Source organism: Bacillus sp. PK3-037 (assembly GCF_054161355.1).
Map to the genome: position 1 here is coordinate 883,724 of NZ_CP096408.1, position 25,620 is coordinate 909,343.

General features: G+C 44.5%; 27 protein-coding genes and 1 riboswitch. Of the genes, 18 read left to right on the forward strand and 9 right to left on the reverse strand.

Annotated elements, in window-relative coordinates; all coding sequences use genetic code 11:
- Positions 1-28 precede the first annotated feature (28 nt).
- Positions 29-820, reverse strand: coding sequence for an SDR family NAD(P)-dependent oxidoreductase (locus M1D69_RS04525; RefSeq protein WP_024122809.1), 792 nt, complete (start codon positions 818-820; stop codon positions 29-31).
- A gap of 154 nt (positions 821-974) precedes the next feature.
- A riboswitch (cobalamin riboswitch) is annotated at positions 975-1,113 on the forward strand.
- A 102-nt stretch (positions 1,114-1,215) separates the two neighbouring features.
- Between M1D69_RS04525 and M1D69_RS04530 the strand changes: the two genes are divergently transcribed.
- The 11 genes from M1D69_RS04530 (at position 1,216) to liaR (ending at position 11,254) form a co-directional block, all read left to right on the forward strand.
- Entirely contained in the window at positions 1,216-2,169 is a 954-nt protein-coding gene (locus tag M1D69_RS04530; RefSeq protein WP_458104434.1) for an ABC transporter substrate-binding protein, read from the forward strand.
- Entirely contained in the window at positions 2,132-3,193 is a 1,062-nt protein-coding gene (locus M1D69_RS04535; RefSeq protein WP_458104433.1) for a FecCD family ABC transporter permease, read from the forward strand. Before M1D69_RS04530 ends, M1D69_RS04535 begins: the two co-directional genes overlap by 38 nt.
- Complete coding sequence (locus M1D69_RS04540; protein WP_458104432.1) at positions 3,190-4,530, forward strand: ABC transporter ATP-binding protein; 1,341 nt, start codon at positions 3,190-3,192, stop codon at positions 4,528-4,530. The genes M1D69_RS04535 and M1D69_RS04540 overlap by 4 nt, the downstream gene beginning before the upstream one ends.
- A 22-nt stretch (positions 4,531-4,552) precedes the next feature.
- Positions 4,553-5,134, forward strand: coding sequence for a cob(I)yrinic acid a,c-diamide adenosyltransferase (locus M1D69_RS04545; RefSeq protein ID WP_458104431.1), 582 nt, complete (start codon positions 4,553-4,555; stop codon positions 5,132-5,134).
- A gap of 175 nt (positions 5,135-5,309) precedes the next feature.
- Entirely contained in the window at positions 5,310-6,578 is a 1,269-nt protein-coding gene (locus M1D69_RS04550; protein ID WP_217827976.1) for an MFS transporter, read from the forward strand.
- 161 nt (positions 6,579-6,739) lie between these two features.
- Complete coding sequence (gene liaI, locus M1D69_RS04555) at positions 6,740-7,120, forward strand: cell envelope stress-induced membrane anchor protein LiaI (RefSeq protein ID WP_044159078.1); 381 nt, start codon at positions 6,740-6,742, stop codon at positions 7,118-7,120.
- 26 nt (positions 7,121-7,146) lie between these two features.
- Positions 7,147-7,827, forward strand: a complete 681-nt coding sequence (gene liaH, locus M1D69_RS04560; RefSeq protein WP_024122802.1) for a stress responsive protein LiaH — start codon at positions 7,147-7,149, stop codon at positions 7,825-7,827.
- Between the two features lie 99 nt (positions 7,828-7,926).
- Positions 7,927-8,799, forward strand: a complete 873-nt coding sequence (gene liaG / locus M1D69_RS04565; RefSeq protein WP_458104430.1) for a LiaG family protein — start codon at positions 7,927-7,929, stop codon at positions 8,797-8,799.
- A 34-nt stretch (positions 8,800-8,833) separates the two neighbouring features.
- The gene (gene liaF / locus M1D69_RS04570) at positions 8,834-9,562 is read left to right on the forward strand and encodes a cell wall-active antibiotics response protein LiaF (protein WP_458104429.1); all 729 of its coding nucleotides are present in this window, start codon (positions 8,834-8,836) and stop codon (positions 9,560-9,562) included.
- Positions 9,559-10,641 (forward strand): two-component system sensor histidine kinase LiaS, encoded by a 1,083-nt coding sequence (gene liaS, locus M1D69_RS04575; protein WP_458104428.1) that lies wholly within the window; start codon positions 9,559-9,561, stop codon positions 10,639-10,641. The genes liaF and liaS overlap by 4 nt, the downstream gene beginning before the upstream one ends.
- Complete coding sequence (liaR, locus tag M1D69_RS04580) at positions 10,619-11,254, forward strand: two-component system response regulator LiaR (RefSeq protein WP_024122798.1); 636 nt, start codon at positions 10,619-10,621, stop codon at positions 11,252-11,254. The genes liaS and liaR overlap by 23 nt, the downstream gene beginning before the upstream one ends.
- A gap of 7 nt (positions 11,255-11,261) precedes the next feature.
- On the opposite strand, the gene M1D69_RS04585 is transcribed toward liaR, so the two are convergent.
- From M1D69_RS04585 to M1D69_RS04595, 3 genes are read right to left on the reverse strand one after another with little or no spacing between them, the layout of a single operon-like run.
- The gene (locus M1D69_RS04585) at positions 11,262-12,380 is read right to left on the reverse strand and encodes a Ger(x)C family spore germination protein (protein ID WP_458104427.1); all 1,119 of its coding nucleotides are present in this window, start codon (positions 12,378-12,380) and stop codon (positions 11,262-11,264) included.
- Positions 12,377-13,474, reverse strand: a complete 1,098-nt coding sequence (locus M1D69_RS04590; RefSeq protein WP_458104426.1) for a spore germination protein — start codon at positions 13,472-13,474, stop codon at positions 12,377-12,379. Before M1D69_RS04590 ends, M1D69_RS04585 begins: the two co-directional genes overlap by 4 nt.
- The gene (locus M1D69_RS04595) at positions 13,443-14,891 is read right to left on the reverse strand and encodes a spore germination protein (protein ID WP_458104425.1); all 1,449 of its coding nucleotides are present in this window, start codon (positions 14,889-14,891) and stop codon (positions 13,443-13,445) included. Before M1D69_RS04595 ends, M1D69_RS04590 begins: the two co-directional genes overlap by 32 nt.
- A 117-nt stretch (positions 14,892-15,008) precedes the next feature.
- Between M1D69_RS04595 and M1D69_RS04600 the strand changes: the two genes are divergently transcribed.
- Together M1D69_RS04600 and fumC are read left to right on the forward strand one after the other, a co-directional pair.
- Positions 15,009-15,194: a YvzF family protein gene (locus M1D69_RS04600; RefSeq protein ID WP_010331829.1), complete on the forward strand. Its 186-nt coding sequence runs from the start codon at positions 15,009-15,011 to the stop codon at positions 15,192-15,194.
- A gap of 66 nt (positions 15,195-15,260) precedes the next feature.
- Complete coding sequence (gene fumC, locus M1D69_RS04605) at positions 15,261-16,649, forward strand: class II fumarate hydratase (RefSeq protein ID WP_458104424.1); 1,389 nt, start codon at positions 15,261-15,263, stop codon at positions 16,647-16,649.
- Positions 16,650-16,686: 37 nt separating this feature from the next.
- Here fumC and M1D69_RS04610 read toward each other — a convergent pair whose 3' ends face one another.
- On the reverse strand, positions 16,687-17,562 hold the full coding sequence (locus tag M1D69_RS04610) for a TetR/AcrR family transcriptional regulator (RefSeq protein WP_458104423.1): 876 nt from the start codon (positions 17,560-17,562) through the stop codon (positions 16,687-16,689).
- Between the two features lie 168 nt (positions 17,563-17,730).
- On the opposite strand from M1D69_RS04610, the gene spxO reads away from it, so the two are divergent.
- Positions 17,731-17,895 (forward strand): anti-adapter protein SpxO, encoded by a 165-nt coding sequence (gene spxO / locus M1D69_RS04615; protein ID WP_003221681.1) that lies wholly within the window; start codon positions 17,731-17,733, stop codon positions 17,893-17,895.
- A gap of 27 nt (positions 17,896-17,922) precedes the next feature.
- Here the strand turns inward: spxO and cssS are convergent, their stop codons facing one another.
- Together cssS and cssR are read right to left on the reverse strand one after the other, a co-directional pair.
- Entirely contained in the window at positions 17,923-19,278 is a 1,356-nt protein-coding gene (cssS, locus tag M1D69_RS04620) for a secretion stress-responsive two-component system sensor histidine kinase CssS (RefSeq protein ID WP_458104422.1), read from the reverse strand.
- Complete coding sequence (gene cssR / locus M1D69_RS04625; protein WP_024122792.1) at positions 19,275-19,952, reverse strand: secretion stress-responsive two-component system response regulator CssR; 678 nt, start codon at positions 19,950-19,952, stop codon at positions 19,275-19,277. The genes cssS and cssR overlap by 4 nt, the downstream gene beginning before the upstream one ends.
- Positions 19,953-20,210: 258 nt before the next feature.
- On the opposite strand from cssR, the gene M1D69_RS04630 reads away from it, so the two are divergent.
- Positions 20,211-20,294, forward strand: coding sequence for a hypothetical protein (locus M1D69_RS04630; RefSeq protein ID WP_458110430.1), 84 nt, complete (start codon positions 20,211-20,213; stop codon positions 20,292-20,294).
- Positions 20,291-21,604 (forward strand): S1C family serine protease, encoded by a 1,314-nt coding sequence (locus M1D69_RS04635; RefSeq protein ID WP_458106205.1) that lies wholly within the window; start codon positions 20,291-20,293, stop codon positions 21,602-21,604. Before M1D69_RS04630 ends, M1D69_RS04635 begins: the two co-directional genes overlap by 4 nt.
- Before the next feature lie 39 nt (positions 21,605-21,643).
- Here the strand turns inward: M1D69_RS04635 and mrgA are convergent, their stop codons facing one another.
- Both mrgA and M1D69_RS04645 read right to left on the reverse strand, forming a co-directional pair.
- Positions 21,644-22,105, reverse strand: a complete 462-nt coding sequence (mrgA, locus tag M1D69_RS04640) for a metalloregulation DNA-binding stress protein MgrA (protein WP_458104421.1) — start codon at positions 22,103-22,105, stop codon at positions 21,644-21,646.
- Between the two features lie 89 nt (positions 22,106-22,194).
- On the reverse strand, positions 22,195-23,037 hold the full coding sequence (locus tag M1D69_RS04645) for an SDR family oxidoreductase (RefSeq protein WP_458104420.1): 843 nt from the start codon (positions 23,035-23,037) through the stop codon (positions 22,195-22,197).
- Positions 23,038-23,171: 134 nt separating this feature from the next.
- Between M1D69_RS04645 and M1D69_RS04650 the strand changes: the two genes are divergently transcribed.
- Together M1D69_RS04650 and M1D69_RS04655 are read left to right on the forward strand one after the other, a co-directional pair.
- Positions 23,172-24,956, forward strand: coding sequence for a M3 family oligoendopeptidase (locus M1D69_RS04650; protein ID WP_458104419.1), 1,785 nt, complete (start codon positions 23,172-23,174; stop codon positions 24,954-24,956).
- A gap of 108 nt (positions 24,957-25,064) precedes the next feature.
- Positions 25,065-25,502, forward strand: a complete 438-nt coding sequence (locus tag M1D69_RS04655; protein ID WP_458104418.1) for a YusW family protein — start codon at positions 25,065-25,067, stop codon at positions 25,500-25,502.
- The last annotated feature ends 118 nt before the right edge of the window (positions 25,503-25,620 follow it).

Genomic DNA, 25,620 nt, shown 5'->3' on the forward strand with positions numbered 1-25,620 from the left:
GCATCCGAAAACGGATGCGTTTTTGCATTTAAAGTGAACGGATAATTCCGCCTTCCACACGCTGTGCGGTGCCGTTAATGGCAGATGCGGCATCAGATGCGAGGAATACAATTGTGCTCGCGACTTCTTCAGCTGTTGCGTATCTTTGAATGAGTGAAGTCGGCTCATTCACTTTAAAATAGTCTTTCACAAATGTATCTGTATCCTGGCCGGCTGCCTTTGCGGCGCCCTCCATATAGGAAGCAACGCCTTCTGTCCAAGTAGGACCCGGGAGCACTGAATTAACCGTAACCTTTGTGCCCTTCGTCATTTCAGCCATTCCTCTGGACAGGCTGATCAGCGCTGTTTTGGTCATTGAATAAGGTATCATAGTCGGAAGCGGTTTGACGCCTGCTTCACTTGCGATATTCAAAATGCGGCCGCTGTTTTTGGCAAGCATCTTTGGAAGGAAGTGACGGCTTGTCCGAACAGCGCTCATCACGTTTACTTCAAAATATTGATTCCATTCTTCATCCGTTACCTCGGCGAAATCCTTCACTTCAAAGAAACCGAGATTGTTGACAAGAACATCTATATCACCGATCTGCTTCACTTTTTCAAGAAAAGCTGCTGCTTCATCCGGTTTTGATAAGTCAGCGGCTGCTCCATGCACCGTTCCATATGAAGAAAGCTCTTCAACCGTGCGATCGACTGTCTCTTGTTTTCGGCCATTGACTATAACGGCTGCTCCTTCTTGCAAAAAGCTTTTCGCTGCGGCTTTCCCGATGCCGGAAGTTGAGCCTGTGATTAAGACAAGCTTGTCTTTTAGCTGTAAGTCCATAAGAATCATTCCTTTTTTATTGATCATGCTACTTAGTATACAAGATGAAATTTAGTGTTTACGAGAATTTTGCTTCCATACATGCAGCTGAGGAAAAGTCATTCATACTGCATATACAAGCCTGTCAGCCATATAGTATAATAACTCCGAAAAAGGATACGACTGTCAAACAGGTGCCGGTACGTGAAAATAGCCCGCTTAATAGGGAAACCGGTAAAAGCCGGTGCGGTCCCGCCACTGTAATTGGCCTTTGCGCCAAGAGCCAGGATACCTGCCTGTTTGATAAACACGAAGTCTGCGAGGACAGATGATGTGTAAACAATAGGCTTTTTTGTTGTTTACAGCGTCTTTACCATCGTAGAGATGCTTTTTTAGTTCATTTAGGAGGAAAGGGTATGAAAAAATTAGCCGGAATATGGACGGCGCTTCTGCTGACCGCCATTATGATTTCAGGCTGCGGCAATGCGGCAGGTGAGAAGGATTCCAATGCAAAGCAAAAGACAGCCGCGTCTGAAGCGTTCCCTGTCACAATTGATGATGCGTCCAACCAGGATGTTACCATCAAAAAGGAGCCGAAAAAAATTGTTTCGTTAATGCCGAGCAACACGGAAATTACATATGCTCTCGGACTCGGTGACAAAGTGGTCGGCGTCACAACAAACGATACATATCCAAAGGAAGTCAAACAGGTTGAGAAGGTTGGGGATATGAATGTAAACGTCGAGAAAGTCATTTCTCTTAAACCTGATCTCGTTCTCGCCCATGAATCTTCCATGTCAGCTTCAGCAGATGCCATCAAGCAGCTGAAGGACGCTGGCATTGCCGTGCTGACTGTCAATGATGCACAATCATTCGCAGAGGTATACAAATCAATCGAAATGATCGGTGAAGCTGCCGGAGCTGAGAAAAAAGCGGGCCAACTGGTCAACAGCATGAAATCAGACCTGCAGGAGATTAAAGAAAAAGCGAATTCCATTTCAAAAGACGAGGAAAAAAGCGTCTTTATTGAGGTTTCGCCTGATCCTGACATTTACACAACCGGAAAAGACACGTTTATGAATGAAATGCTGAATGACATCCATGCTAAAAACGCTGCAGCGGAACAAAAAGGCTGGGTGCAAATGACAGACGAGGCCATCGTAAAGCTGAATCCAGACGCCATTGTCACAACGGACGGTGTAAAAGCGGATGCGGTGGAAAAACGCGATGGCTGGAGCGGAATCAATGCTGTGAAACATCATCGCGTTTATGATGTTGATCCTGATCTCGTCACGCGTTCAGGTCCGCGTCTGATCGAAGGGGTCGAAGAACTTGCGGAAAGCATCTACCCGGATACGTTTAAAGAATAATCGTTTTGCTGCTTATAGCATCAGTTTCTTACTTTTAGCTGCCAGTATCATATTGGGCATTTCCTGCGGCAGTCTGCCCATTCCGATATCCGCCATCTTTCATATCTTTTGGCATGAAGGTTTTGACGGCTCTGCCGGCACCTATGATCCAATGTATACAAATATTATGATGAATATCAGACTGCCGAGAGTCGTGCTGGCCGCCCTTGTGGGGGCGGCTCTTTCTATCGCAGGGGCTGCTTTTCAGGGACTTTTAAAAAATCCGCTTGCTGATCCGTATACGCTCGGTGTTTCGTCCGGTGCTTCCGTCGGGGCGGTTTCAACCTTATTTTTTGGACTGCAGTTCCCTGTCATCGGAGGCTTTACACTGCCGGTTGTAAGTGTAGCCGCAGCGCTTGTCACGATTGTGGCTGTTCTTTCGTTCAGCCGCCTCGTTCACGCTTCGATGTCTGTTTCTACGCTTATTCTGACCGGTGTCATCATCAATTCATTTTTGGGCGCATTTATTTCTCTCATCATTGCTCTGACAGGCGATAATTTGCTGCCGATTGTGCATTGGCTGCTTGGCAGCGTCTCGATGAGAGGCTGGAGCTACGTTGCCCTGTTTCTCCCGTTTTTTCTTTTAGGAACCGTGCTCCTGATCATAAACGGAAGAGAACTCAACGTGATGACCTATGGAGAGGAGAAAGCAAGGCTTCTCGGGGTCAGCGTCCAGCACAGAAAAATGCTGATTTTAATTGCAGGGTCACTGCTGACGGGCAGCGCTGTGGCTGTATCCGGCACCATTGGCTTTGTCGGGCTTGTGATTCCGCATATCACAAGATTGCTGTGGGGAACGGATCACCGGCATTTATTGCCGCTGTCTGCCTTGCTTGGCGCGGGATTTCTCGTTTTGGCCGATCTGCTTTCGAGAACAATGATTGAACCGGTTGAGCTGCCGATCGGTATTATTACAGCCTTAGCGGGAGCTCCTGTTTTCGCTCTGATTTTAATTCGGCAGCATCGCGGGGGGAGAAGCTTATGATCAAGGCAGAGGGGCTGTCGGGAGGTTACGGAGACAGCCGGCTGATTAAAAATATCAGTTTAACAGTGAAGAAGGGAGAATTTCTTGGCATTCTCGGACCGAACGGGAGCGGAAAAACGACACTGCTTCACTTGCTGACAGGAACACTTCCGGCAATAGAAGGCTCCGTTTGTCTGGCTGGCAAACCACTTACGGAATATAAACCGAAGAAACTGGCGCAAATGGTGGCAGTTCTGCCGCAAAAAACAGATCAAGCCTTTAGCTTCACTGTCAAAGAAACCGTATCCTTCGGCAGGTATCCATTTCAAAAAGGGCTGTTCAGCCAGCAGACTGAAGAGGATGAAGCCATGATTCGGAATGCGATGGAACAAACAGGGGTACTCGCTTTCGCTGATAAATCGATTCGCGATCTAAGCGGGGGCGAACAGCAGCGGGTTTATTTGGCTCAAGCACTGGCGCAGCAGCCGCGCATTTTATTTTTAGACGAACCGACTAATTTTCTGGATTTGGCCTATCAAAAAGAACTGCTCGATCTAATCAAGCGCCTGACGAGAGAAAATGGGCTGACTGCTGTCAGTGTTTTTCACGATCTGAATACCGCTAGCCTGTACTGTGATGAAATCGTCTTTATAAAAAACGGAACAGCCGGGCCTAAGCAAAAACCGGAAACCGCCATCACAGAAGAGCGCATTAAGGCGTTGTATAACACGAAAGTCAGCACTTTCATCCATCATCAATTGCCTAAACCGCTTATTGCAATTCAGCCTGAAAACGGCGCCCTAAAGCAGCAGGCGATTCCGTTTGAAACTTTGCTGCAAGTGCGGACCGACGAGATCCTCTTGCAAACGGAAATCCCGCTCCGCACGCTGTCTTCTGCTCCTGTCGGTTCAGGCTTTTCTTGGAACCGGACATTTCTCCATAAACGGCTGCCTGCCCAGTCAGATCAAAAAGAAGAGCTTACAGCCTATTTATCTGAAAACGGCTTTTATCCGCAGGAAACCTGTGCGATGGCCTCCTCCGGAAGACTTGACCGGGTTGTGTGCCGTATGTTTGAAGAAGAAGAGCTGTCAGTATGTATTTGTGTCATGTCCGGCTTTTCGATATGGATTTTGATCAACGGCTTTGCGACAGACCAATTCTTCGTCAAGGCTGTCATGGGGGCGGAAGCCGAGCGGATGAAAGTGCTGGGCGGTGAACAGGATGAACATGGAGAAATCCTCGTTGCAGCGACACAAATTGAAGAGACTTCTTCAGAAACCATAGAAAAACGGCTGAATCAATTGATTCGGTTTGGGACAGCTGAATGTGTGCGGGAGGCTGCGGACCTGCTTGAATAAGTCTGTAAAGGAGACAGTTAAGATGAAACTATATACAAAAACAGGCGATAACGGGCAAACGAGTTTAATCGGAGGCAGAACAGACAAGGACAGCCTCCGAGTAGAAAGCTACGGCACGATTGATGAGCTGAACAGTTTTGTCGCACTGGCTTTGGCAGAGCTTTCCGGGAAGCGCGGCTTTGAGGATCTAACGGCCGAGCTGCTCAACATTCAGCATGAGCTCTTTGACTGCGGGGGCGATCTGGCAATCATCACAGAAAAAAGAGACTATAAATTGAAGGAAGAATCCGTTTCCTTTTTAGAAATGCGCATCGACGCCTATACAGAAGAGGCACCTGAACTAAAGAGATTTATTCTTCCGGGCGGATCAAAGGCCGCTTCGCTTCTCCATGTGGCGCGCACCATTACAAGGAGGGCGGAACGCCAAGTGGTGGCGCTGATGAAAACGGAAGAGATCCATGAAATGGTGCTCCGTTATCTCAATCGATTGTCCGACTATTTCTTTGCCGCAGCACGGGTTGTCAACGTGAGAAGCGGTATTGACGATGTGGAGTATGAAAGAAGCGCTATTGTGTTTCGCGATCGAAACAGCAGCGGATCATAAAAAACATTAATGAAAGCTGGCATTTTCAATACATGCCGGCTTTTTATTTTTTTCATTTTGTCAATTACCCTTTTTACGACAAAAAATGAACCTTATGAATTATTGACTGAAAAATGGAAAAATGAGATATTGTAACAAATTGATGTAAAAAATAGGCAGTGGGGGGCTCTGATAGATGGTGAGATTCATTGAAAGTGATAGCGTCTGGAAGAGAAATTTCAACTTTCTTTTTTTCTCAAGAATAGTCAAGATTTCCGGCGATATGTTCGCATTTAATTCGATATTATGGTTTTTAATTTTTGACGGTGAAGGTGCGATCGGAACTGCTTTATTGATTGCTGTCACCTTTTTGCCGGAAGCCGTTTTAGCACCTGTGACGGGTCCTTTCATGAAGCAGAATACATTGAAATTCTGGATGTACTTTTCAGACCTGACAAGAGCCGCGGTTGTTTTAATCATTCCGCTTTGCCATTTCGGCGGATTCTCTCCGCTGTGGTTTGTTATGACTCTTATGATTGTACATTCAGCTACTGGCGCTGCCTACAATCCTGCTTCCATTGCTTTAATCCCTCAAATTGTAGATGAAAAGGGCATTCAAAAAGCAAATGCTGTGCTGCAGTCGTCCGCCCAAATTGTCCGGCTTGGAGCTGTGACACTATGCGGCGCTCTCCTTACGTTTATCAGTCCTTCATATACAATGCTTATGGCTCTCGTACTTTATCTTATTTCTGGTTTTCTTGTTCTCTTTATCAAATACACTGCTGTTGAAACAAAATCGGAATCAGCGGCCGTTGCGCAGAGAGGTACATATTTTGGCAGACTGAAACGCGGTTTTGTCCTTGTCAGAAAACACCAAATCTTATATCCGCTCGCTATCTATTGTATTTTTATGAATTTCGCGGCAGCCCCTTGGGAAGCGCTCTCCGCTGTGTATGTTGCGGAGGATTTAAACGGACAGCCGATTGTATATTCGCTATTAAAAGCCACCACCGCAATAGGCGCGTTTTTATTGGGATTTGTACTGACAAAAGTAAAAGTAAACAAGTACGGACTGCTTTTCGTAACGGCAGGCATTATTGAAGGGTTCGCTTTCTTTATTACCGGAATGAATACCTTTTTGCCGCTCGTCTTTTTCGCCGCCTTTACATTTGGCGCTGCAGTCAGTGCGATCAATGTTCCTGAGTATACGATTATACAGACATCTGTCGATAGCGAGGACCAGCCGCAAGTTTATGCCGTCATACATATGATCTCAAATATTTCGATCCCGGCCGGCGCTGTCATTTGCGGATATGCCGCAAATGCTTTTGGTTCAGGGAAAGTGATCGCTGCCGGGGGAGTTGTGGAAATTATCGCGGGTATTGGAATCCTTCTGTTTACAAAGCTGGCCAAAGCAGAACAATCCGATTTGGTAAAAGAAAGGGAAGCAAGTGTTCATCTGTAAAGGTTTTTGAAGAAGCCATGCCTCGTGCATGGCTTTTTTTATGCCGCTGGGTCCGGTGCTGTCTACGACTCTGGTCTTATCCAAAAATCAATCTCTGATTCGTTTTGCTCATCTTCTGTTTTGTATAAGATGAAGACAAGGAAAACGAAAGGAGGATCTGCATGAAAATCAACAAGAAAACAATAGGCGGATTCATATTAATTGTATTTGGAATCTCCGTCTTTTTTGGGGGAGGCAGCTTCGGCTTTATGATTCCGCTTGCGATCGGAGGCTTGCTGACATACGCGGGAATCAAGAGGTTCGCAGCGGGCAAAACCATCACAGGTATCATCTTGGGCGGAATCGGGGCGATGATGCTCATTTGCTCACTGCCGTTTCTCGTCGGAATTGCACTCGCAGCCGCTATGGTGTATTACGGCTGGAAACTGATGAAAAACGGATCCGCGGAAAGCGATGTGTCAGGCTTTGACCCTGAACCAGCTTCTGCCGGCTACCAGTCTCATTTTGATGACGAATGGGAAAATTTCTTAAAGAAAAAATAACACATGACATGAGGAGGAATAACGGTATGGTATTAAAAAGAATGAGAGATATGTTTGTTGCGTCAGTTCATGAAGGCTTGGATAAACTGGAAAACCCTAAGGTGATGCTGAATCAATACGTTCGTGATATGGAAAGCGATATTGCAAAAGCAAAACAAACGATCGTCAAACAGCATACGATTGCCTTTCAATTTAAGAAAAAATATGAAGAAGCAAATGAAGTGGCTGGAAAGCGTAAGAATCAAGCTCAGCTCGCTTTTGATGCCGGTGAAGAAGAGCTTGCGAAAAAAGCGCTGACAGAAATGAAGTATTTAGAGGGAAAGGCGGCAGAACACAAAGCTTCCTATGAACAGGCAAGCAGCCAGCTGGCTGAGCTGAAAGAACAGCTGGCCACACTTGAAACAAGGCTTCAGGACGTAAAGGATAAAAAACAGGCGCTGATTGCCCGGGCAAACGCCGCAAAAGCAAAAGAGCATATGAACGCGACATTCGACAAAATTGACAGTGAAAGCGCGTATCGTGAATTTCTGCGGATTGAAAACCGAATTGAGGAAATGGAAATCCGTGCTGATTATTCGAAATCAGCGGAAGCCGGCACAGAATCGAGCCGAAGTGAATTTGCAGGTGAAGTAGAAGCTGAAATCGAAAAGATGCGGGAACTCTCATTGAAAAAATCAGATCAAACATCACATGCAGCAAATGAATAAGCGGGACAGGGAAGGGTTTTCGTCAAGTCCTTCCCTTCCGCACGTATCAATTCACAGGCTTTTCCTTTATAATAGAATGAATGAGAAGGATGAAAACAAATGAAAAAAATGCTGGGCAAACTGCTGATCATTGCCGGTATTCTTATTTTTTCCGCAGTTGTGATCAAAGACGTGCTTGCTGAAGGTCTTTCATTCATAAACGGCACTGAAGCTGATTCAGCCAGTGCTTCACCGCATGAGATCGAAAGCGTAATCATTGAATCGGATCACAAGAATGTGAAGATCATAGCGGAAGAGCGTAATGACATATCAGCAACCATCTCAGGTGATTCCGGGAAATTGTTTGTGGCTGAAAAGAAAAGAAAGCTGGAGCTGACGGCAAAGGAAAAAGAATTTCAATTTTTGAATGGATTTCATCGCTCTTCCCTTGTCGTCCGCATTCCATACACGTACAAAGGCGGTTTGGTTGTGAAAACATCAAGCGGCGACGTGTCTGTAGCCGGTAACAAACATCTCACGCTTTCCGAGCTGAACGCAGCATCTGCAAGCGGAAATATGGACGTAACGGGTATCCGCCTTCAGGAGCTGAAGATGAAGGGTTCTTCCGGGGATGTGTCGATATCAAATACAGACGCTAAAACAGCCGGCATTCGCTTAACTTCAGGCGACGCAAACTTGGACGGTGTTTCAGGCTCACTTGATGTACGGATGACATCAGGAGACTTTCGCGCGGATTTAGAAAAGGTAGCAGGCTCTTCAGCTGTCACATTAACGAGCGGTGATGTGTATCTGGAGCTTCCCGAAAACGGCAGTTTCAAAGTCAATGCGGCTTCAGAGAGCGGAAGCGTCAGTTCGGCGTATCCATTTGCTGATACAGCACATAAAGATCATCATCAAATCACAGGCTCACATGGAAGCGGCCAGCATCTAGTCGATATTAAAACAGACAGCGGGGATGTAGAGATACAGTAGCATCTGGCAGAAGAAAGGAGGCGGAACAACCAGAATGACAAAAAAACAGCTTCTTGGACTTATGATTGCTTTATTGGGCATCAGTATGTTTTTGCAAATTATCGGAATAGGCGATCTGCTGTTTTGGCCGCTCTTTTTTCTGATTGCCGGCTATTTTTTAAAAAAGTACTCCCGTGACTGGCTTGGGTCCGTCATGTATATCTTTGCCGCTTTCTTATTTTTGAAAAATCTGTTCAGCATCACCTTTAACTTATTTGGCTACGCATTTGCCGCATTTTTAATCTACGCAGGCTACCGGCTTGTGAAAGGAAAGCCAATTTTTGAACCGAATGAGAAGCCTATCGACTTAACGAAAAAAGAAAAACAGTCCGAGCCTCCTAAAGATGTGAAACACCCTGACATGCGAAGCTTTTTTATCGGCGAGCTGCTGATGATGAAGCAGCCGTTTGACCTGAATGATTTAAATGTATCGGGTTTTATCGGCGATGTGAAAATCGACTTGTCAAAAGCGATGATTCCGGAGGGAGAGAGCACGATTGTCATCAGCGGAGTGATCGGAAACGTTGATATTTATGTTCCATCAGACCTTGAAGTGGCTGTCAGCTCGTCCGTTTTTATCGGCGACATTAATCTGATCGGCTCGAAGAAAAGCGGATTAGGCACAAAGGTATACGCCGCGTCTCCTGATTTCAGCGAGTCCAAACGCCGGGTAAAAGTATCCGTCTCCCTATTTATAGGTGATGTGGATGTGAAATACGTATGAGAAAAAAACTGCTTGCCAGTCTCCAGTGGCGCGCCATTCGCATGACAACGGGAATCAGTCTGCTCCTTTTTGTCTGCTTGATTTCTTTTATGATGGTTTACTATCGGCTCGATCCGTTTGTGCTGCTGTCGTCAAGCTGGTTCGGGATTCCGTTTATCCTGATTTTGGTGCTGATCAGCCTTACGATCGGTTTTGCGTCAGGCTACATGTACGGCAACCGGCTGAAAACAAGGGTCGATACATTGATCGAATCGATTTTAACATTTGAAAACGGCAACTTCGCTTATCGTATACCGCCGCTCGGGGACGATGAAATCGGGCTTGCAGCCGATCAGCTGAACGAAATGGCGAAGCGGGTTGAACTTCAAGTCGCTTCCCTCCAAAAGCTTTCAAATGAACGGGCTGAATGGCAGGTGCAAATGAAGAAATCAGTCATTACAGAAGAACGCCAGCGATTGGCAAGAGACCTGCACGATGCTGTCAGCCAGCAGCTCTTTGCGATATCCATGATGACCTCCGCTGTATTAGAACACGTAAAAGATACGGATGATAAAACTGTGAAACGGATCAAGATGGTAGAGCACATGGCGGGAGAAGCCCAAAATGAAATGAGGGCGCTGCTGCTCCATTTAAGGCCAGTGACGCTCGAAGGGAAAGGGCTGAAGGAGGGTCTTACGGAGCTTTTGGACGAGTTCCGGAAAAAACAGCCGCTTGATATCGAGTGGGACATTCAGGATACATCGATTTCCAAAGGAGTAGAGGATCATTTATTCAGGATCGTACAGGAGGCCCTTTCGAATGTATTCAGGCATTCAAAAGCCTCAAAAGTATCGGTAATCCTTGGCGCAAAGAACAATCAGCTGCGACTGAAGGTCATTGATAACGGAAAAGGATTCAAGATGGACCAGGTAAAAGCGTCATCCTACGGCTTGAATTCGATGAAAGAACGTGCAAGCGAAATCGGCGGAGTCGCCGAAGTGATCTCGGTTGAAGGAAAAGGCACACAAATCGAAGTAAAGGTCCCGATTTTCCCGGAAGAAAAAGGAGAGAACGAACGTGATTCGAGTATTGTTGATTGATGATCATGAAATGGTCAGAATGGGGCTCGCCGCTTTTTTGGAAGCACAGCCCGATATTGATGTCATCGGCGAAGCATCTGATGGCAGCGAGGGTGTACAGCTTGCTGTTGAATTAAAGCCTGATGTGATTTTAATGGATCTTGTCATGGAAGGCATGGACGGCATTGAAGCGACAAAGCAAATTTGCCAGAAGCTTTCCGATCCGAAAATTATTGTGCTCACAAGTTTCATTGATGATGACAAAGTGTACCCGGTCATTGAAGCGGGAGCGCTCAGCTACTTATTAAAAACGTCAAAAGCGGCCGAAATCGCTGATGCGATCCGTGCCGCAAGCAAAGGAGAGCCAAAGCTGGAATCAAAAGTGGCGGGGAAAGTATTATCCCGGCTGCGCCACTCAGGCGAAAACGCGCTCCCGCATGAATCCCTCACAAAACGGGAGCTTGAGATTCTCTGTTTGATTGCAGAAGGAAAAACAAATAAAGAAATTGGCGAGGAGCTGTTTATCACGATCAAAACAGTCAAAACCCACATCACCAATATTTTATCAAAGCTGGATGTCAGCGACCGGACGCAGGCAGCCGTCTACGCACACCGAAATCACCTCGTCAAATAGGCGTCCGCTATTTGGACGCGCCTTTCGTCCCGAAATCTCTGACAACCACATTGACGCGGTAGTCTATTTCCGCATTGCTGAAATAATCATCCCATTTTTTTGAAATCTTTTTCCACTTCTGAGGATAATGGATTCTGACTTCGTTTCCCAATCCGGTCACGTCCGCTTTGATATCTTTCTGCAGTTTGTCTGTAATAAATGCTGTTACTGTTTCTTCTAATCGTTTTTCGACTGTCTTTTCAATTTCTTTGATATACGAGTCCTTAAAGGAATCTTCATTCGGATTCCAGTCCTCGGATAAACGCCCCTCAATATTGCGTGTGACGGTGAATTTGAACTTTCCGTCCTTATAGTCAGTTTTAATCTTGCGATTGCTGGAGTACACTTCGTAAGAAAAAAGATTGCCATTATGCCTCATATCAATGACGCCTCCTTCGACAGTGCCTGTAAATAAGTTGATATTTTGAACCTCACCCGGTGTTAAATTCCGGTTCCATAATTTATCTTTGATGATAGCAGCCCCGTTTATCGCGAGTTTGCCGTTTTCCTTACCGACATGAGGGATGAGGAACGAATCGTCAGAGGTCAAATGTTCTGAGATCTCCCCCAATGTAACAGGCTCCATCATTCTGATCGTGACCGCATTATTCTCTGTCAGATCGTAAATTACATTGGATGCGGGTTCGCCTTGATCATTCATTTTAAATATATCCTTAGTCCGTCCATCGGTGACAAAGACGTACGAACTCCTCCTTGTTCCGTTGTCTCTGACAAACTGGTTAATGATCGCGTCCATTCCAATATGATTCGCAATCACGCTCTTGGAAAGCAGAATGAGACGCAAATGCTGTGAAAACGTAGGATTATGCTTTAATGCAGATGTTCTCATCATTTGATGGACCGTTTCACCCTTTGTGACAGCAAGCTGTGTCGGATCAGATGAAGAGCCTTCCTTGGCGCTGATTTTTTTCGGGACGAGAATCTGCTGTGTCAGTTCTAAATTTTTATCATCCGGCTTGTCTAAGCCAACACCAATGATCAGGCTTAATTCCTCAATATTCCGGCTGTCCCAGCATCCGGTCAGCAATAGGATACATATGAACATACTTAAAATCCGGATTTTCATTTTGCTGTAATCCTCCTTTTGAGAGCTACAATGAAAAACAGAATGAAGGGAAGCAGAAACACGCCGATGAAAATGTATCCGAGATAATCGCTGTACATCATGACTTGATTGGTGTCATCCGGCCATAAAGAAAAATAATAGACAGCCGCACCGATGATCACCATGCTTTTTTTAGTCGATAATCCAAACGTCTTCTTCAGCCCGTTAGCGGCGAAATACCCATAGATGACGAACGTTGTGAAAAATTGGATGATCCAGACGATCAGTAAAAACGATTCAAACCGTTCAATGAATATGCCTTTGAGCTCAAAAGATTGAAAGAGAGAAATGGTCGGCCAGATCAGCGTTTTTACCTCAGGAGCTGTCAAAGCCCCGACAACAATGATATACGTCAGGATATATAAAAAAATCGGAATCAGAAAGCCAATAGCCGCGTATCTGAATGTGTATTTCTTTTTTTTCATATGTTCAGGAAGAAACAGCATCACTTCCATTCCTAAAAAAGAGATGGAAACAACAGTTAGCGAGTTAGCAATGGGACCAAAGCCTTCACCTAAAACAGGGCGCAAGTTATTGATGTCAAAAATTTTAAAACTGATCCCAAACACAACCAGCAAAATAATAATCGTAACCGTTAAATAAAAGGGAAACAGCCGCGAAACATCACTTAGCCCCCCAACGATTAAATAGATGCCGCAGCAGATAAACGTTATAATAATGACCTGAATCGGCGTTCTCTCCAGCAGGAAAAACTTCACCATTTCAGCCATCGCCCTGGTTTCAAAACTGGCCACTCCGATAAAATAGCAGGAGATCAAAAGCCCCATAATGCTGCCAATCCATTTCCCAAGGCCTTCCCGCAAATACTCAAACAGTGAGGGATATTGATGTTTTTTCTGAATGAGCGTGTTTAAATAAATGAAAAAAATAAAAATGACACCTTCTAATAACAGCGAGATCCAGCCGTCAGGAGTATTACCCCTAGTGGTCAGCGCTCGGGGCAATGTTAAAAGGCCAGCTCCGAGCATTGTATTTGCAACAACAGAAATACCTTGAAAGGTATTAAGTTTGAGTGGAGTCTGTTTTTGGCTCATTTGGATTATTCGCCTCTTTTGGTTTGTTTTTAATTGGGAGACGGATAATGGAATCCTCTGTATTTTTCAAGCTGAAAAATCCATTTGGCGAAAAATACGGAGATCCAAAGCTCGTTTGTCTCGTAAGGTGCGTATAAATGACCAGCATAAATAAAATAATCCCGTACAGCCCGAGTATTGCGGCGGAAAACATCGAAATAAAACGCAGCACCCGGAAAGACAGCCCCATTCCGTATTGGGGAACGGTAAAGGATGCAAGGGCAATGACACTGACGACAATCACCATAATCGAGCTGACAAGATTCGCTTCTACCGCCGCTTGTCCGATGACGACACCCCCGACAAGGCCGATCGTCTGTCCCAATGGGTTTGGAAGACGCAGCCCGGCTTCTCTTAGCAGCTCGATCGTCACTTCCATCAGCAAGGCTTCAAATATCGGAGGAAACGGCACGTTTTCTCTGTTTGCTGAAATTGTGACGGCGAGCGCGGTCGGCAAGAGCCCTTGATGGAATGACACGAGTGCGATATAAATCGATGACAAAAACAAGGTGATGAATATAGAAGCAAAACGCAGCGACCGGATGAGGGAAGCCGAGATCCAGCGCTCGTAGTAATCATCCGGAGATTGCATCAGTACACCGAGTGAAACCGGCACCAAAAGCACAAATGGGGAACTGTCCACCAAAATCGCAACCCGGCCGTTGAACAGGGCGGACGACACTTTATCGGGCCTTTCCGTATTTTGAATTTGCGGAAATGGCGAGTATTTATTATCTTCAATAAGTTCTTCAAGCGTTCCGCTGTCCTGGATATCCTCCAGTTTGATATTGTTAAGCCGCGCTTTTACTTCTTTCACAACGGACTTTTTTGCTTTGCCTTCAATGTACATCATCGCCGCCGGCTTCAGTTTGTTATCGCCAATCATGATTTTTTTGGTAATGAGTTTCGGATGAGAGGTCCTTTGCCTGATCAGAGCAAGATTTGTATCCATATCCTCCACAAACGCAACCTTTGGTCCGCGAACCACTTTTTCAGTCGTCGGCTCTGCCAGGCTTCTTGTTTGTTTCTTTCCTGTGGACAGGATATAGGCTTTGTTGAGTCCATTAACAAACACCGCGCAATTGCCGCTGAGAATCTCCTTAACCGTTTTTTCTGCCGTTTCTATCGGTCTTGCGTCAATTTGGTCGAAGCGTTTTTTGACCTGCTCAAGCGTCAGCGTCTCCTCATCCTTGATTAAGGTTTTGATCGATTCTAAAACCTTCTGCTGGTCATTCAATTCACTGAAGTAGAGATAGTAAAAAACAAGTCCATTCGCCAGCATTTTTTTATTTTTCACCAGATCATCGTTTTCTTTTAATTTTGGAAGCACCATTGCTAAATTATCGTGTATATATTCCTTAAATTCTGTTTGTTCCAACGAGGTCACCTCTTGTCCAAAACCTTAGTAGAGGTTATCTTTTCCTGTTAAAAAAATGATATACTGTGTTACAGTATTTTATGGCAGAAGTTTTTTTATGAAAGCGGAGGATATGAAGTGGCACAGGTAAGACTTGCAGGAAAACAAGAAGAAATAGAACAGCTCATTAAATCATTTGAAAAGCATTACGATGTCTCTTATACATCAAGGGAGTACGGACGAACGAATCCGAAGTACAAATATTCAAAGGACTCCCGCGTATATCTTGAATTAAAATTAAAATCTGCCAAGATCGAAAAATAAAAAGGATTTTTTATATCACTGGCGAATTTGATCTATTGAAGCAACCGTTATGGAGGGATACATAAAATGGACTACAGAATTGAAAAAGACACCATGGGAGAAGTAAAAGTTCCTGCTGATAAATTTTGGGGCGCCCAAACACAGCGAAGCAAGGAGAACTTCAAGATTGGTTCTGAAAAAATGCCGATGCGTGTTGTGAAGGCGTTTGCAATATTGAAACGCAGCACGGCGATCGCTAATAAACGCCTGGGCAATCTAGATGCGGAAAAAGCGGAAGCCATTGCAGCAGTTTGTGATGATGTGCTCAAAGGCAAATATGATGATAACTTCCCGCTTGTTGTATGGCAGACCGGAAGCGGCACACAAAGCAACATGAACATGAACGAAGTGGTGGCCAATCGCGCGACTGCGTTATTAAAAGAAAAGAACTCTGATCAAACGATTCATCCAAACGATGACGTTAACCGCAGCCAAAGCTCAAACGATACGTTCCCGACGGCGATGCACGTTGCTGCCGTTTTATCTGTCTATGAACAGCTTGTGCCTGCGCTTGATCAGCTTCGCAATACGTTAGACGAAAAAGCGAAAGCATACAATGATATTGTGAAAATCGGACGTACGCATCTTCAGGATGCCACACCTCTGACTCTTGGACAGGAAATCAGCGGATGGGTGCACATGCTCGATCGTTCGAAAGAAATGATTGTAGAAGCGACAGACAAAATGCGTGCGCTTGCAATCGGAGGTACAGCTGTCGGAACAGGAATCAATGCTCACCCGGAATTTGGAGAGCTTGTTTCAGAGGAGATCACGAAACTGACAGGTCAAACGTTTAACAGCTCGTCGAATAAATTCCACGCGCTGACAAGCCATGACGAAATCACATATGCACACGGCGCTTTAAAAGCTCTTGCCGCTGATTTAATGAAAATCGCAAACGATGTCAGATGGCTTGCGAGCGGACCTCGCTGTGGCATCGGGGAGATTGTCATTCCTGAAAATGAGCCTGGCAGCTCCATTATGCCCGGAAAAGTGAACCCGACACAAAGTGAAGCACTGACGATGATCGCAGCGCAAATTATGGGGAACGATGCGACAATCGGCTTTGCCGCAAGTCAGGGGAACTTTGAACTAAACGTATTTAAACCTGTGATCATTTACAACTTCCTGCAATCCGTGCAGCTGCTGAGTGACGGAATGAACTCATTCCATGATAAGTGTGCTGTCGGTATCGAGCCAAATAAAGAAACGATTCAGGAAAACTTGTCGAATTCTTTAATGCTGGTTACGGCGCTGAATCCGCATATCGGATATGAAAACGCCGCAAAAATTGCCAAGCTTGCCCATAAAGAGGGATTGACGCTGAAAGAAGCGGCTTTGAAGCTTGAATTGCTGACAGAGGAACAATTTAACGAAATGGTGAAACCGGAAGATATGGTAAAACCAAAGGCGTAATAGAGAAAAAACGGCTGCTTGTCAAGCAGCCGTTCTTCTAAATATATTGCTGTTTCAAGAGATATGTAAGCTGCTCGGCATCCTCTGCGAGAGCTTCCGACTCCATCAGATTATGGATCATTCCTTTTATGATTACCAGCTTCGGTGTTTTTTTCTTCATTTCTGCTTCAAGTATGTCCAAGCTCTCCGATAATTCAAAAGAGGAGTTTGTGTTCAAGCTTTTTATTTTTTCACGAAGGCTTTTCACAATCGATTCAGTCAGCGGGTCAGGCCGTCCGTGAGACAGGGGCCCGAATAAAGAGCTTGCTTCTTCTAATGTGATGAAAGGATCGTCGTTTCGTTCAGACATGCCTTTGACCATATCATCAATTCGGTTAATAACGAGATCTGCTAATTGATCCGGCTTCACAGTATACCCGAGCAAAATCATGCATTCCAGGTAAATCTGGCTGATTCCTTCTATTAGAAAACAAAGCTCCGCTGTATAAGGTTCAGCTTTCTCTCCGTATATGTTTAACAGACTGTCAATGTGAAATTGAAGGGAAGTCTGGCGGATTTTTTTCGCGCATTGCTCTACTTCATCCGTATAAGGCAGAGAACCTTCCTTCATCTGCATTGTAATAAAGTCTTTGTGTGCAAGGATGTTTTCATAGAACACGGTAAGCTGCTTGCGGTAAGCTGTTCTGGGACTGTCGCCTTTCGTTTTAATATGTAAAATACGGGTAAACGTTTTATCATAATAGTAATTCAGCATAGACAAAAGCAGCGCTTCTTTAGAAGGAAAATAAATATAAAAAGCGCCTTTAGAAATTTTACATGCTTTGGCAATTTCCTGAACCGATGTTGCGTTATATCCTTTTTGGGCAAACAGTTTAATGGCTGTTTCAATAATTAGCTTCTCTTTTTCCTTCAAATGGTTCCACCCTTTCGGAGCCTGAGGCCTACATAGGATATGACCATATAGTCATCCCGTACGTTATAAATTTAACCTTATTGTAACTTGTTTTTTTATCATGTATTATTTATATTATAAATTGAGATGACCGAACGGTCAAAGCTCAAGCGAAAGGGTGAATCTGAAATGAGAGAATTGGACGAAATGATCAGCCGCTTGCGAAACAGAGGAATTAAAGTGGAAAAAGTCAAATATCCGAAGCAGACGTTGTCAGAGAAAAAATGGGTTCATCAATGCAAACAGCCGCTCAAAACAAATTACAGAGATTTTAACGGCTATTCTTTCACATAAAAAATAGACTGCAAAAACATCTACAGTCTATTTTGGCACTGCTATGCGGTATGTTACACCCGTTTTGTCATTTTCAATTGAGATAGACGCCTTATGAAGAGTTAAAATACGTTTTACGATGCTGAGACCAATGCCGAATTCGCCTTTCTTCCCTTTATTAAAAGGCTCATAGAGGCTGGAAAGCATCTCATCTTCAATATGCGGTCCGTCATTTTTAATGGTGATAAAGATATTCCGATCATCTTGTTTCATGATGATTTCAATCTTTGTTGCGGCATAGCGGATTTGATTTTCCAGTATGTTCTCCAGAAGCTTGTTCCATTGCTCGGGATCACCCGGCATGAGAATGTCTTCATCTACATCAATTCCCCATGATATTTCTTTTCGCGCCCATTTCAGTCTTTCAATGACTTCTTCTGTCACTTCCATAATACTGAATGTTTCATGTTGTACTTTTTGCTTAGATAAGTAATCGAGCTTTGTTAAATATAATAAATCTTTTATTTTTTTCTCCAGCTTAAGGGCTTCGCCTTCAATGACATCTACTGTATTTTCAAGATCTCCTTTAGGAAAAATCCCATCTTTAATGGACTGGGTATATCCCCTGATCACCATAACCGGTGTTTTTAAATCGTGAGAAATATTCTGTAAAAGGGTTCTTTCTGTTTCATCCTTTTGCACGAGCTTTTGGCGCATCTCTTCGATGGTATGGCCCAATTTGCCGATTTCATCTTTCCGATCCACTATGACAGGATCATCCCAATCCTGTTCTGAAATCCGTTTGACGTGCTTTTCAAACGAAACGAGAGGCCTTGATAAATATTTCGCAAGCCAAATCGCCGGAATCCAGCTTAATAAAATGACAACCGCTATAATAAACAGCAGCTGTTTGAACAGGGTGAAGGCCAGATCGTCCCGATAAGAATCAAGTGCATAGGACAGCATCATGGCGGATTGCCCGTTGACGGAAAGTCCCTTTTTGATGACAAAAAACACTTTTTCGCCATTGATTTCAGCGCTGTATCGTTTCTTTTTGGCTTCCTGTTTATCAGCCAGCTGGTATACCTTATGGATAAACGCGGACGACAGGATTTTCAAATCCTTGTCTGACGAAGCCGCTTCATTTTCGGGCAGAAGCACGTGCTGTACAGAGCGCACGGTCGTCGGCGCTGTGGCTTCCTCACTGTAATAGCGCCTTTCGATTGAACCAGGCAGGCGGTACTCAGTCAGAACATGCTGTTCATTTTCAATGGTGGTGTACGTTTCATTGGTGAAAAAATCACGCAGCGTGTTTGAAAATAAAACAAGCAATAAAATCGATATGGCTAACAGGATGCCGGAGATGACAACCCATATTTGAAACGAGAGCGGCTTGTTTTTCATGATGTCATCATCCTGTAGCCAAACCCGTAAATGGTCTCCACTTTGAGTTCAGGCATTTTTTTACGCAGCCTCCGGACAAGATCGTCAACAACGCGGTCAGTTCCAAAGTAATCATGGCCCCATACCTTGACGAGAATATCCTCACGGGAATATGGATGTCCTTTATGATGGATAAATAAGAGAAGGAGATCAAATTCCTTCGACGTTAAATTAATCAAATTGCCGTTTTCATCATAGACCTCACGGGCGTCCTCTGCGACCCGATAGGAGGAGACGACGGTTTCGTTTTTTTGTGCGGCCGGCGCTTCCTTATAGACAAGCTGCAATAGTTTTTGCACACGTATAATCAGTTCCCGCGGGAGAAATGGTTTTGAAATATAGTCATTGCTTCCAAGCTCTAACCCAAGCACTCTGTCAATATCGGCGTCTCGTGCGGAAATAAAAATGACCGGCACGTCAGGGTCTTTCTCTTTGATTTCTTTTATTAATGTATAGCCGTCAGTATCCGGCAGCATGATATCGAGAATCCACAGGTGGGGAGACGGCGTCATTTTTTTTCTGGCGTCTTCGCCTTTCGTAAAAGATGTAATGTTCCAGCCCTCATTCTCTAAATACTTCGTCAGCAATTCATTCAGATTATCCTCATCCTCAACTAGATAAATGGTATATGACAAGGCTCTTCACATCCTTTCAACGTCATTATAAACTAGTTTTAACATACGGCAGGCAATTTTCATAATTTCACATATTCTTTTCATTTTTATCCCACAATGTTTGTTTATGATGTGTATAAGGGAAGAAAGGAAAAGAAAAGAGCGGGGAAGATGTAGGATGATCAAACATATTCTATTTTGGTGCTTTGCTTTTCTCCTCATTATTGGGACAATTGAACTTGTACATGCGATGAATATGTAACGATAAACGAAAACCGAATAAGGAGTGTATGCATATGGATTACAGACGTGATGACCAAAACGGAGAACAACACACAGAACCTTCACATACAGAAAACATGAATACAGAAAACCGGAAGCTGATTGAGCATCCTGAACAAGAACTGCTTGATCGGCCTCATTCTGATGAAGCGGGACGAAAAGAAACGGCTTCCGCTTTAGAAATGGAAAAGAAAGAAACAGCTGTAAAAAAAGAAAAGAAGCGGAGAGCCGCATGGCTGAGCCCGATTTTAGGCGGGATCATCGGCGGCGGACTGATGCTCGGCATCGCGCCTTATTTGCCGTCTGACCATAATCAGACGACCGAGACGGCTTCCGCAAATAAACAGGTGCAATCAGACAATTTTACAACGACACCTGTGACAAACGCGTCCAATGTGGCTGATATGGTAGAGGACTTAGAGCCGACAATTGTCGGAATCTCAAATATCCAAACCTCTCAAAATAACACATTCGGCACAGAAGGCAGCTCCGGCTCTGAAAGTGAAAGCGGAACGGGGTCAGGGGTCATTTTCAAAAAAGATAATAACAAAGCATATATCATTACAAACAACCACGTGGTGGAAGGAGCGAATAAGCTGACTGTGACTCTGTACAATGGTAAAACGGAGACAGCCAAGCTTGTGGGAAGCGATACAATTACAGATTTGGCTGTTTTGGAAATCAGCGGCAAGAACGTCAAAAAAGTGGCGAGCTTCGGTGACTCTTCGCAGCTGCGCACAGGTGAAAAAGTCATCGCCATCGGTAACCCGCTCGGCCAGCAATTCTCCGGAACAGTGACACAAGGGATCATCAGCGGACTTAACCGGACGATTGATGTCGATACGACACAAGGTACCGTTGAGATGAATGTGCTGCAAACAGACGCGGCAATCAATCCGGGGAACAGCGGCGGCCCGTTAATCAATTCAAACGGCCAAGTGATCGGTATCAACAGTTTGAAGGTAAGTGAAAGCGGGGTTGAATCACTAGGTTTTGCGATTCCAAGCAACGATGTAGAGCCAATTGTTGACCAGCTTCTTGAAAACGGAAAAGTAGACCGTCCATTCTTAGGCGTGCAAATGATTGATATGTCACAAGTTCCTGAAACGTACCAGGAGAACACACTCGGCCTGTTTGGCGATCAATTGAGCAAAGGTGTCTACGTCAAAGAAGTTCAATCCAATTCACCAGCGGCTAAAGCAGGAATGAAATCTGAGGATGTTATTGTCAAATTAAACGGCAAAGATATCCAAAGCAGTGCGGATATCCGTCAAATTCTTTATAAAGATTTAAAAGTCGGAGATAAAACAACAATTCAAGTGATACGAAACGGAAAAAAGAAAAACCTGAACGTGACACTGACCAAGCAGACAGAAAGCCTCAGCAGCTAAATAGCAAAAAAGCTGAACCCGAAGAGGGTTCAGCTTTTTTTAGCCTAAATAAGAGGAAAGCATCCACACTTGTTTTTCGACTTCATCGATTAATCCGACAAACAAGTCTGCTGTCGCGTTGTCTTGATTTTCTTCCGCAAGGCCGATGACGAATTTAGACTCGCTGCTGATTTGTTTATAGTCGTTCACCAAAGCTTGGACCATTTCGGAAGCTGACGTTTCGTTTCCGCCGTCTGTGATAGATGCTTGCTCAATGTATTCTTTCAAAGTGGCAACCGGCTGTCCTCCGATAGCCAGCAGGCGCTCAGCAATCGTATCCACAGTTTCCGCCGCGTGGTCATACAGTTCTTCGAATTTTTCATGCAATGTAAAGAAGTGAGGTCCTTTTACATACCAATGAAAACGGTGCAGCTTGGAGTATAGAAGAAACCAGTTTGATAATTGGGTGTTCATTGAATTCTCAACTAATGTCAGGTTTGTTTTTGCGTTTTCGGTTTTCATAATATTACGTCCTCCTTGTGATCTGTTAATTTAATTATACCACGTATTAATTAAAAATCAATACTAAATTATAATAATTATAATTTAGGTCAGCTGAATAGTTTTTTCTTCAGGATAGACTCCCATGCGGACCAAGGAAAAAGCGCTCGGAATAACAGGGTGAGCTTGACGCCTTTTCCGATCGGATAACGCAATTTCTTTAAACGCTGTTTCATCGCTAATTGATAAATGAGATCGGCAACCTCTTGGGGATCTCCGCTTTCATCGGCATTTTTTTCAATATAAGAAAGGATCTTTTTATAGTATTGATGATAAGCTGAATCGTCAGCCGGCACAGTCATGTGATTCGATAACGATGTTGACCAGATCGATGTTTTGTATGAGCCTGGCTCGATCAGAGCGGTTTCAATGCCGAAAGGAAGCAGCTCCAGACGCAGGCTTTCTGAAAACCCCTCCAATGCATACTTGGAAGAGGCGTAAGGCGACAATGCGGGAAATCCGGTTAAACCGCTGATACTGCTTACGTTTATAATCTTTGCCTCGCTATGCTTTCGTATGTAAGGAAGGACGATTTTTGTGACATTAATTAATCCGAAAACGTTCGTTTCAAATTGCTTTCTGAAATGCTCCATCGGCACATCCTCGATAAATCCCCCGTAAGCTGTCCCCGCATTGTTGACGAGTAAATCAATTGGGGCATACGCACTTATGGTTTTTCCAAAGGCTTCGATCGAGTGTTCATCAGTGACATCGAGAGCGGTGATGTGAATGGAGTCAGCTACATCATGTTTTGCTGCTAAACCGCGCAGCTGTTCCGCTTTCTCGGGCTGCCTTGCTGTGGCAATGACGAAAAATGACTGAGCCAGTTTGACTGCTGCCAGCAGACCGAAACCGCTAGACGCTCCTGTTACGATTGCTATTTTTTTATTCATTTTCCATATCCTCCGTTTTGGCGCTACAGCTATTGTATAATAATGCACAGAGAATGGCGCCATAAAAGAAATTTTTATGCAATAATTCGGAATTGTTCTATAATAAAATCAAATAAGGAAAGGGGTTTTGAGTCATGGGATTGCAAGGGGTAGACAAAACATGGGATCTGGATTCGTTTTTTAAAGGCGGGAGCCATTCAGAGGAATTCAAGGGATATATAGAAAAGCTGTCACAAAACCTGCGTGCATTTCAAGACATGACGGATGCATTTGAGGCGCCAGAAACACCTGATGATGCTGAAAGGCTGACCGCATTGCTTGATGCATTTGAACAAAATTCGGTAAAGCTGCAGCAGGCCGGTGCTTTTGTCGCTTGTCTTCAGGCACAGAACATGAGCGATCAGAAGGCGAATGAACATAAATCATTCATGCATCAGCTAGTCGCAGATTTTCAGTCCTCCCTTGTCACATTGGATCATAAACTTGTCGAGATTGATCAAGGCGTGTGGGAAGAATTGCTCAAAACACCTGAACTGCGTGAGGTATCATACATATTAAATGAAAGAAGAGAACGGGTTGCGGAAAAGCTCAGCCCAGACAAAGAAAAACTGATTGGAAGCCTTGCGGTTGACGGTTATCATGCCTGGGATGATTTATATCATATCGTTGTCGGAAAAATGACCATTCCGTTTAAGGAAAAACAATTATCTGTCGGACAGGCGGAAAACATGATGTCTTCTCAGGACCGTGATGTCAGGAAAACCGTTTTTGAACGCACCAATCAAGCTTGGGAGCGGGAACAGGATATTTTCAGCAGCACGCTGAATCATTTGGCGGGGTTCCGGCTGGAAACCTACAAAGCGAGGGGATGGGCGGACGTTCTGAAGGAGCCTCTGCAAATCAACCGGATGAAAAAAGAAACGCTGAATACGATGTGGCAGGTCATTACTGAAAATAAGCAGCCGTTCATTCAGTTTCTCAACCGGAAAGCATCCATGCTTGGTCTCGAAAAGCTCGATTGGTATGACGTTGAGGCACCGATTGGGTCTGCCGGGAAGGAATATTCATACGATGAAGCCGCAAACTTAATTGTCAGCCAATTTTCCACGTTTGGCCGAAAGTTGTCCGTTTTTACAGAAAAGGCGTTCCGTGATCGCTGGATTGAAGCCGAGGACAGAAGCGGAAAAAGAGTCGGCGGCTTTTGCACGAGCTTTCCGGACAGCGGGGAATCCCGTATCTTCATGACGTTTTCCGGCAGTGCCTCGAACGTTTCAACGCTTGCCCATGAACTCGGGCATGCCTTTCATCAGGAAGCGATGCTCAATGTAAGGCCGTTAAATCGATCCTACGCCATGAACGTAGCGGAAACTGCCTCAACTTTTGCGGAAATGATTGTGGCAGACGCGACTGTCAATCAGGCGGAGACAAAGGAAGAAAAGCTTGTGCTTCTGGAGGATAAAGTGCAAAGAAGCGTTGCTTTCTTTATGAATATCCATGCGAGATTTTTATTTGAAACGAGGTTTTACGAGGAACGAAAGCGGGGAATTGTGCCGGCGGACCGTTTAAACGAGCTAATGGAAGAAGCGCAAAAAGAAGCGTTCTGCGGCGCTTTAGGCGAGTATCATCCGCTATTCTGGGCGTCAAAGCTCCACTTTCATATTACGAGAGTGCCGTTTTATAATTACCCTTATACGTTCGGCTATCTGTTTTCTCTCGGCATTTACGCTCTGGCGCTTGAAGAAAAAAACACGTTTGAAGAGAAATATATAGCGCTATTGCGTGATACGGCATCCATGACCGTAGAAGGTTTAGCGATGAAGCATTTAGGCGCAGACATCACGAAGAGAGACTTTTGGGAAAATGCCATTAAGCTGGCAGTGCAGGACGTCGAAGCCTTTTTGCAAATGACTGAATCATAAAGGAAAGCTGGGCGCTGAAGCCCGGCTTTTTCTGTTCTTTTCTCTGAATGAGGATTCCATCCCTTGGACATACCTAAAAGAAATGGAATTCTACAGGGGGGAACCATTATGCATTTGATCAGAGCGGCCGGGGCCGTTTGTCTCGCAGTTGTTCTGATTGCGGGCTGCCGTCTTAATGAAGAACAGCAGCAAGCAGAAGGAGAAAATACGGCATTAACTCATATGAAATCTGTTCCTTACAGCAATTTCTCGCTTCGCGTCAGCTATGGTGACGGTGAGCATAATCGCTATGAAGGGATATACGAAAAAAACGGAACTCATGAAACAGCAGAAATACAAGATAAGCTCTCAGGCATCAATCAAGAGGGAGAAGAAGCGCTGGATGAGATGAAAATGATTCTGAGCGAGCTATCCGTGACAGATCAAATGGCTGAAAAGGAAGTGATTCACAGTGTGCTGGCGGCTTTTAACCTTGACAGCCACTATGATCATATCGACTTAAAACTGAAGCTTAAGAACGGGGCTGTCAGAGAAATTAAAAAATAATCATGTGCTGAAAAACCCATAACCGCCATTTTTGACCAGAAAACTAATTGAAAATGATTTTCAAAGTCACTGTTTTCTGCTACAATGAGGGATATATGACCATATCAGAGACTGAATA

Excerpts from the sequence above, each read along its gene's own strand:
- M1D69_RS04525 (WP_024122809.1), bottom strand. The coding sequence starts at position 820 with ATGGACTTACAGCTAAAAGACAAGCTTGTCTTAATCACAGGCTCAACT.
- M1D69_RS04530 (WP_458104434.1), top strand. The coding sequence starts at position 1,216 with ATGAAAAAATTAGCCGGAATATGGACGGCGCTTCTGCTGACCGCCATT.
- M1D69_RS04540 (WP_458104432.1), top strand. The coding sequence starts at position 3,190 with ATGATCAAGGCAGAGGGGCTGTCGGGAGGTTACGGAGACAGCCGGCTG.
- M1D69_RS04545 (WP_458104431.1), top strand. The coding sequence starts at position 4,553 with ATGAAACTATATACAAAAACAGGCGATAACGGGCAAACGAGTTTAATC.
- M1D69_RS04550 (WP_217827976.1), top strand. The coding sequence starts at position 5,310 with ATGGTGAGATTCATTGAAAGTGATAGCGTCTGGAAGAGAAATTTCAAC.
- liaI (WP_044159078.1), top strand. The coding sequence starts at position 6,740 with ATGAAAATCAACAAGAAAACAATAGGCGGATTCATATTAATTGTATTT.
- liaH (WP_024122802.1), top strand. The coding sequence starts at position 7,147 with ATGGTATTAAAAAGAATGAGAGATATGTTTGTTGCGTCAGTTCATGAA.
- liaG (WP_458104430.1), top strand. The coding sequence starts at position 7,927 with ATGAAAAAAATGCTGGGCAAACTGCTGATCATTGCCGGTATTCTTATT.
- liaF (WP_458104429.1), top strand. The coding sequence starts at position 8,834 with ATGACAAAAAAACAGCTTCTTGGACTTATGATTGCTTTATTGGGCATC.
- liaS (WP_458104428.1), top strand. The coding sequence starts at position 9,559 with ATGAGAAAAAAACTGCTTGCCAGTCTCCAGTGGCGCGCCATTCGCATG.
- M1D69_RS04585 (WP_458104427.1), bottom strand. The coding sequence starts at position 12,380 with ATGAAAATCCGGATTTTAAGTATGTTCATATGTATCCTATTGCTGACC.
- M1D69_RS04590 (WP_458104426.1), bottom strand. The coding sequence starts at position 13,474 with ATGAGCCAAAAACAGACTCCACTCAAACTTAATACCTTTCAAGGTATT.
- fumC (WP_458104424.1), top strand. The coding sequence starts at position 15,261 with ATGGACTACAGAATTGAAAAAGACACCATGGGAGAAGTAAAAGTTCCT.
- spxO (WP_003221681.1), top strand. The coding sequence starts at position 17,731 with ATGAGAGAATTGGACGAAATGATCAGCCGCTTGCGAAACAGAGGAATT.
- cssS (WP_458104422.1), bottom strand. The coding sequence starts at position 19,278 with ATGAAAAACAAGCCGCTCTCGTTTCAAATATGGGTTGTCATCTCCGGC.
- M1D69_RS04635 (WP_458106205.1), top strand. The coding sequence starts at position 20,291 with ATGAATACAGAAAACCGGAAGCTGATTGAGCATCCTGAACAAGAACTG.
- mrgA (WP_458104421.1), bottom strand. The coding sequence starts at position 22,105 with ATGAAAACCGAAAACGCAAAAACAAACCTGACATTAGTTGAGAATTCA.
- M1D69_RS04645 (WP_458104420.1), bottom strand. The coding sequence starts at position 23,037 with ATGAATAAAAAAATAGCAATCGTAACAGGAGCGTCTAGCGGTTTCGGT.
- M1D69_RS04650 (WP_458104419.1), top strand. The coding sequence starts at position 23,172 with ATGGGATTGCAAGGGGTAGACAAAACATGGGATCTGGATTCGTTTTTT.
- M1D69_RS04655 (WP_458104418.1), top strand. The coding sequence starts at position 25,065 with ATGCATTTGATCAGAGCGGCCGGGGCCGTTTGTCTCGCAGTTGTTCTG.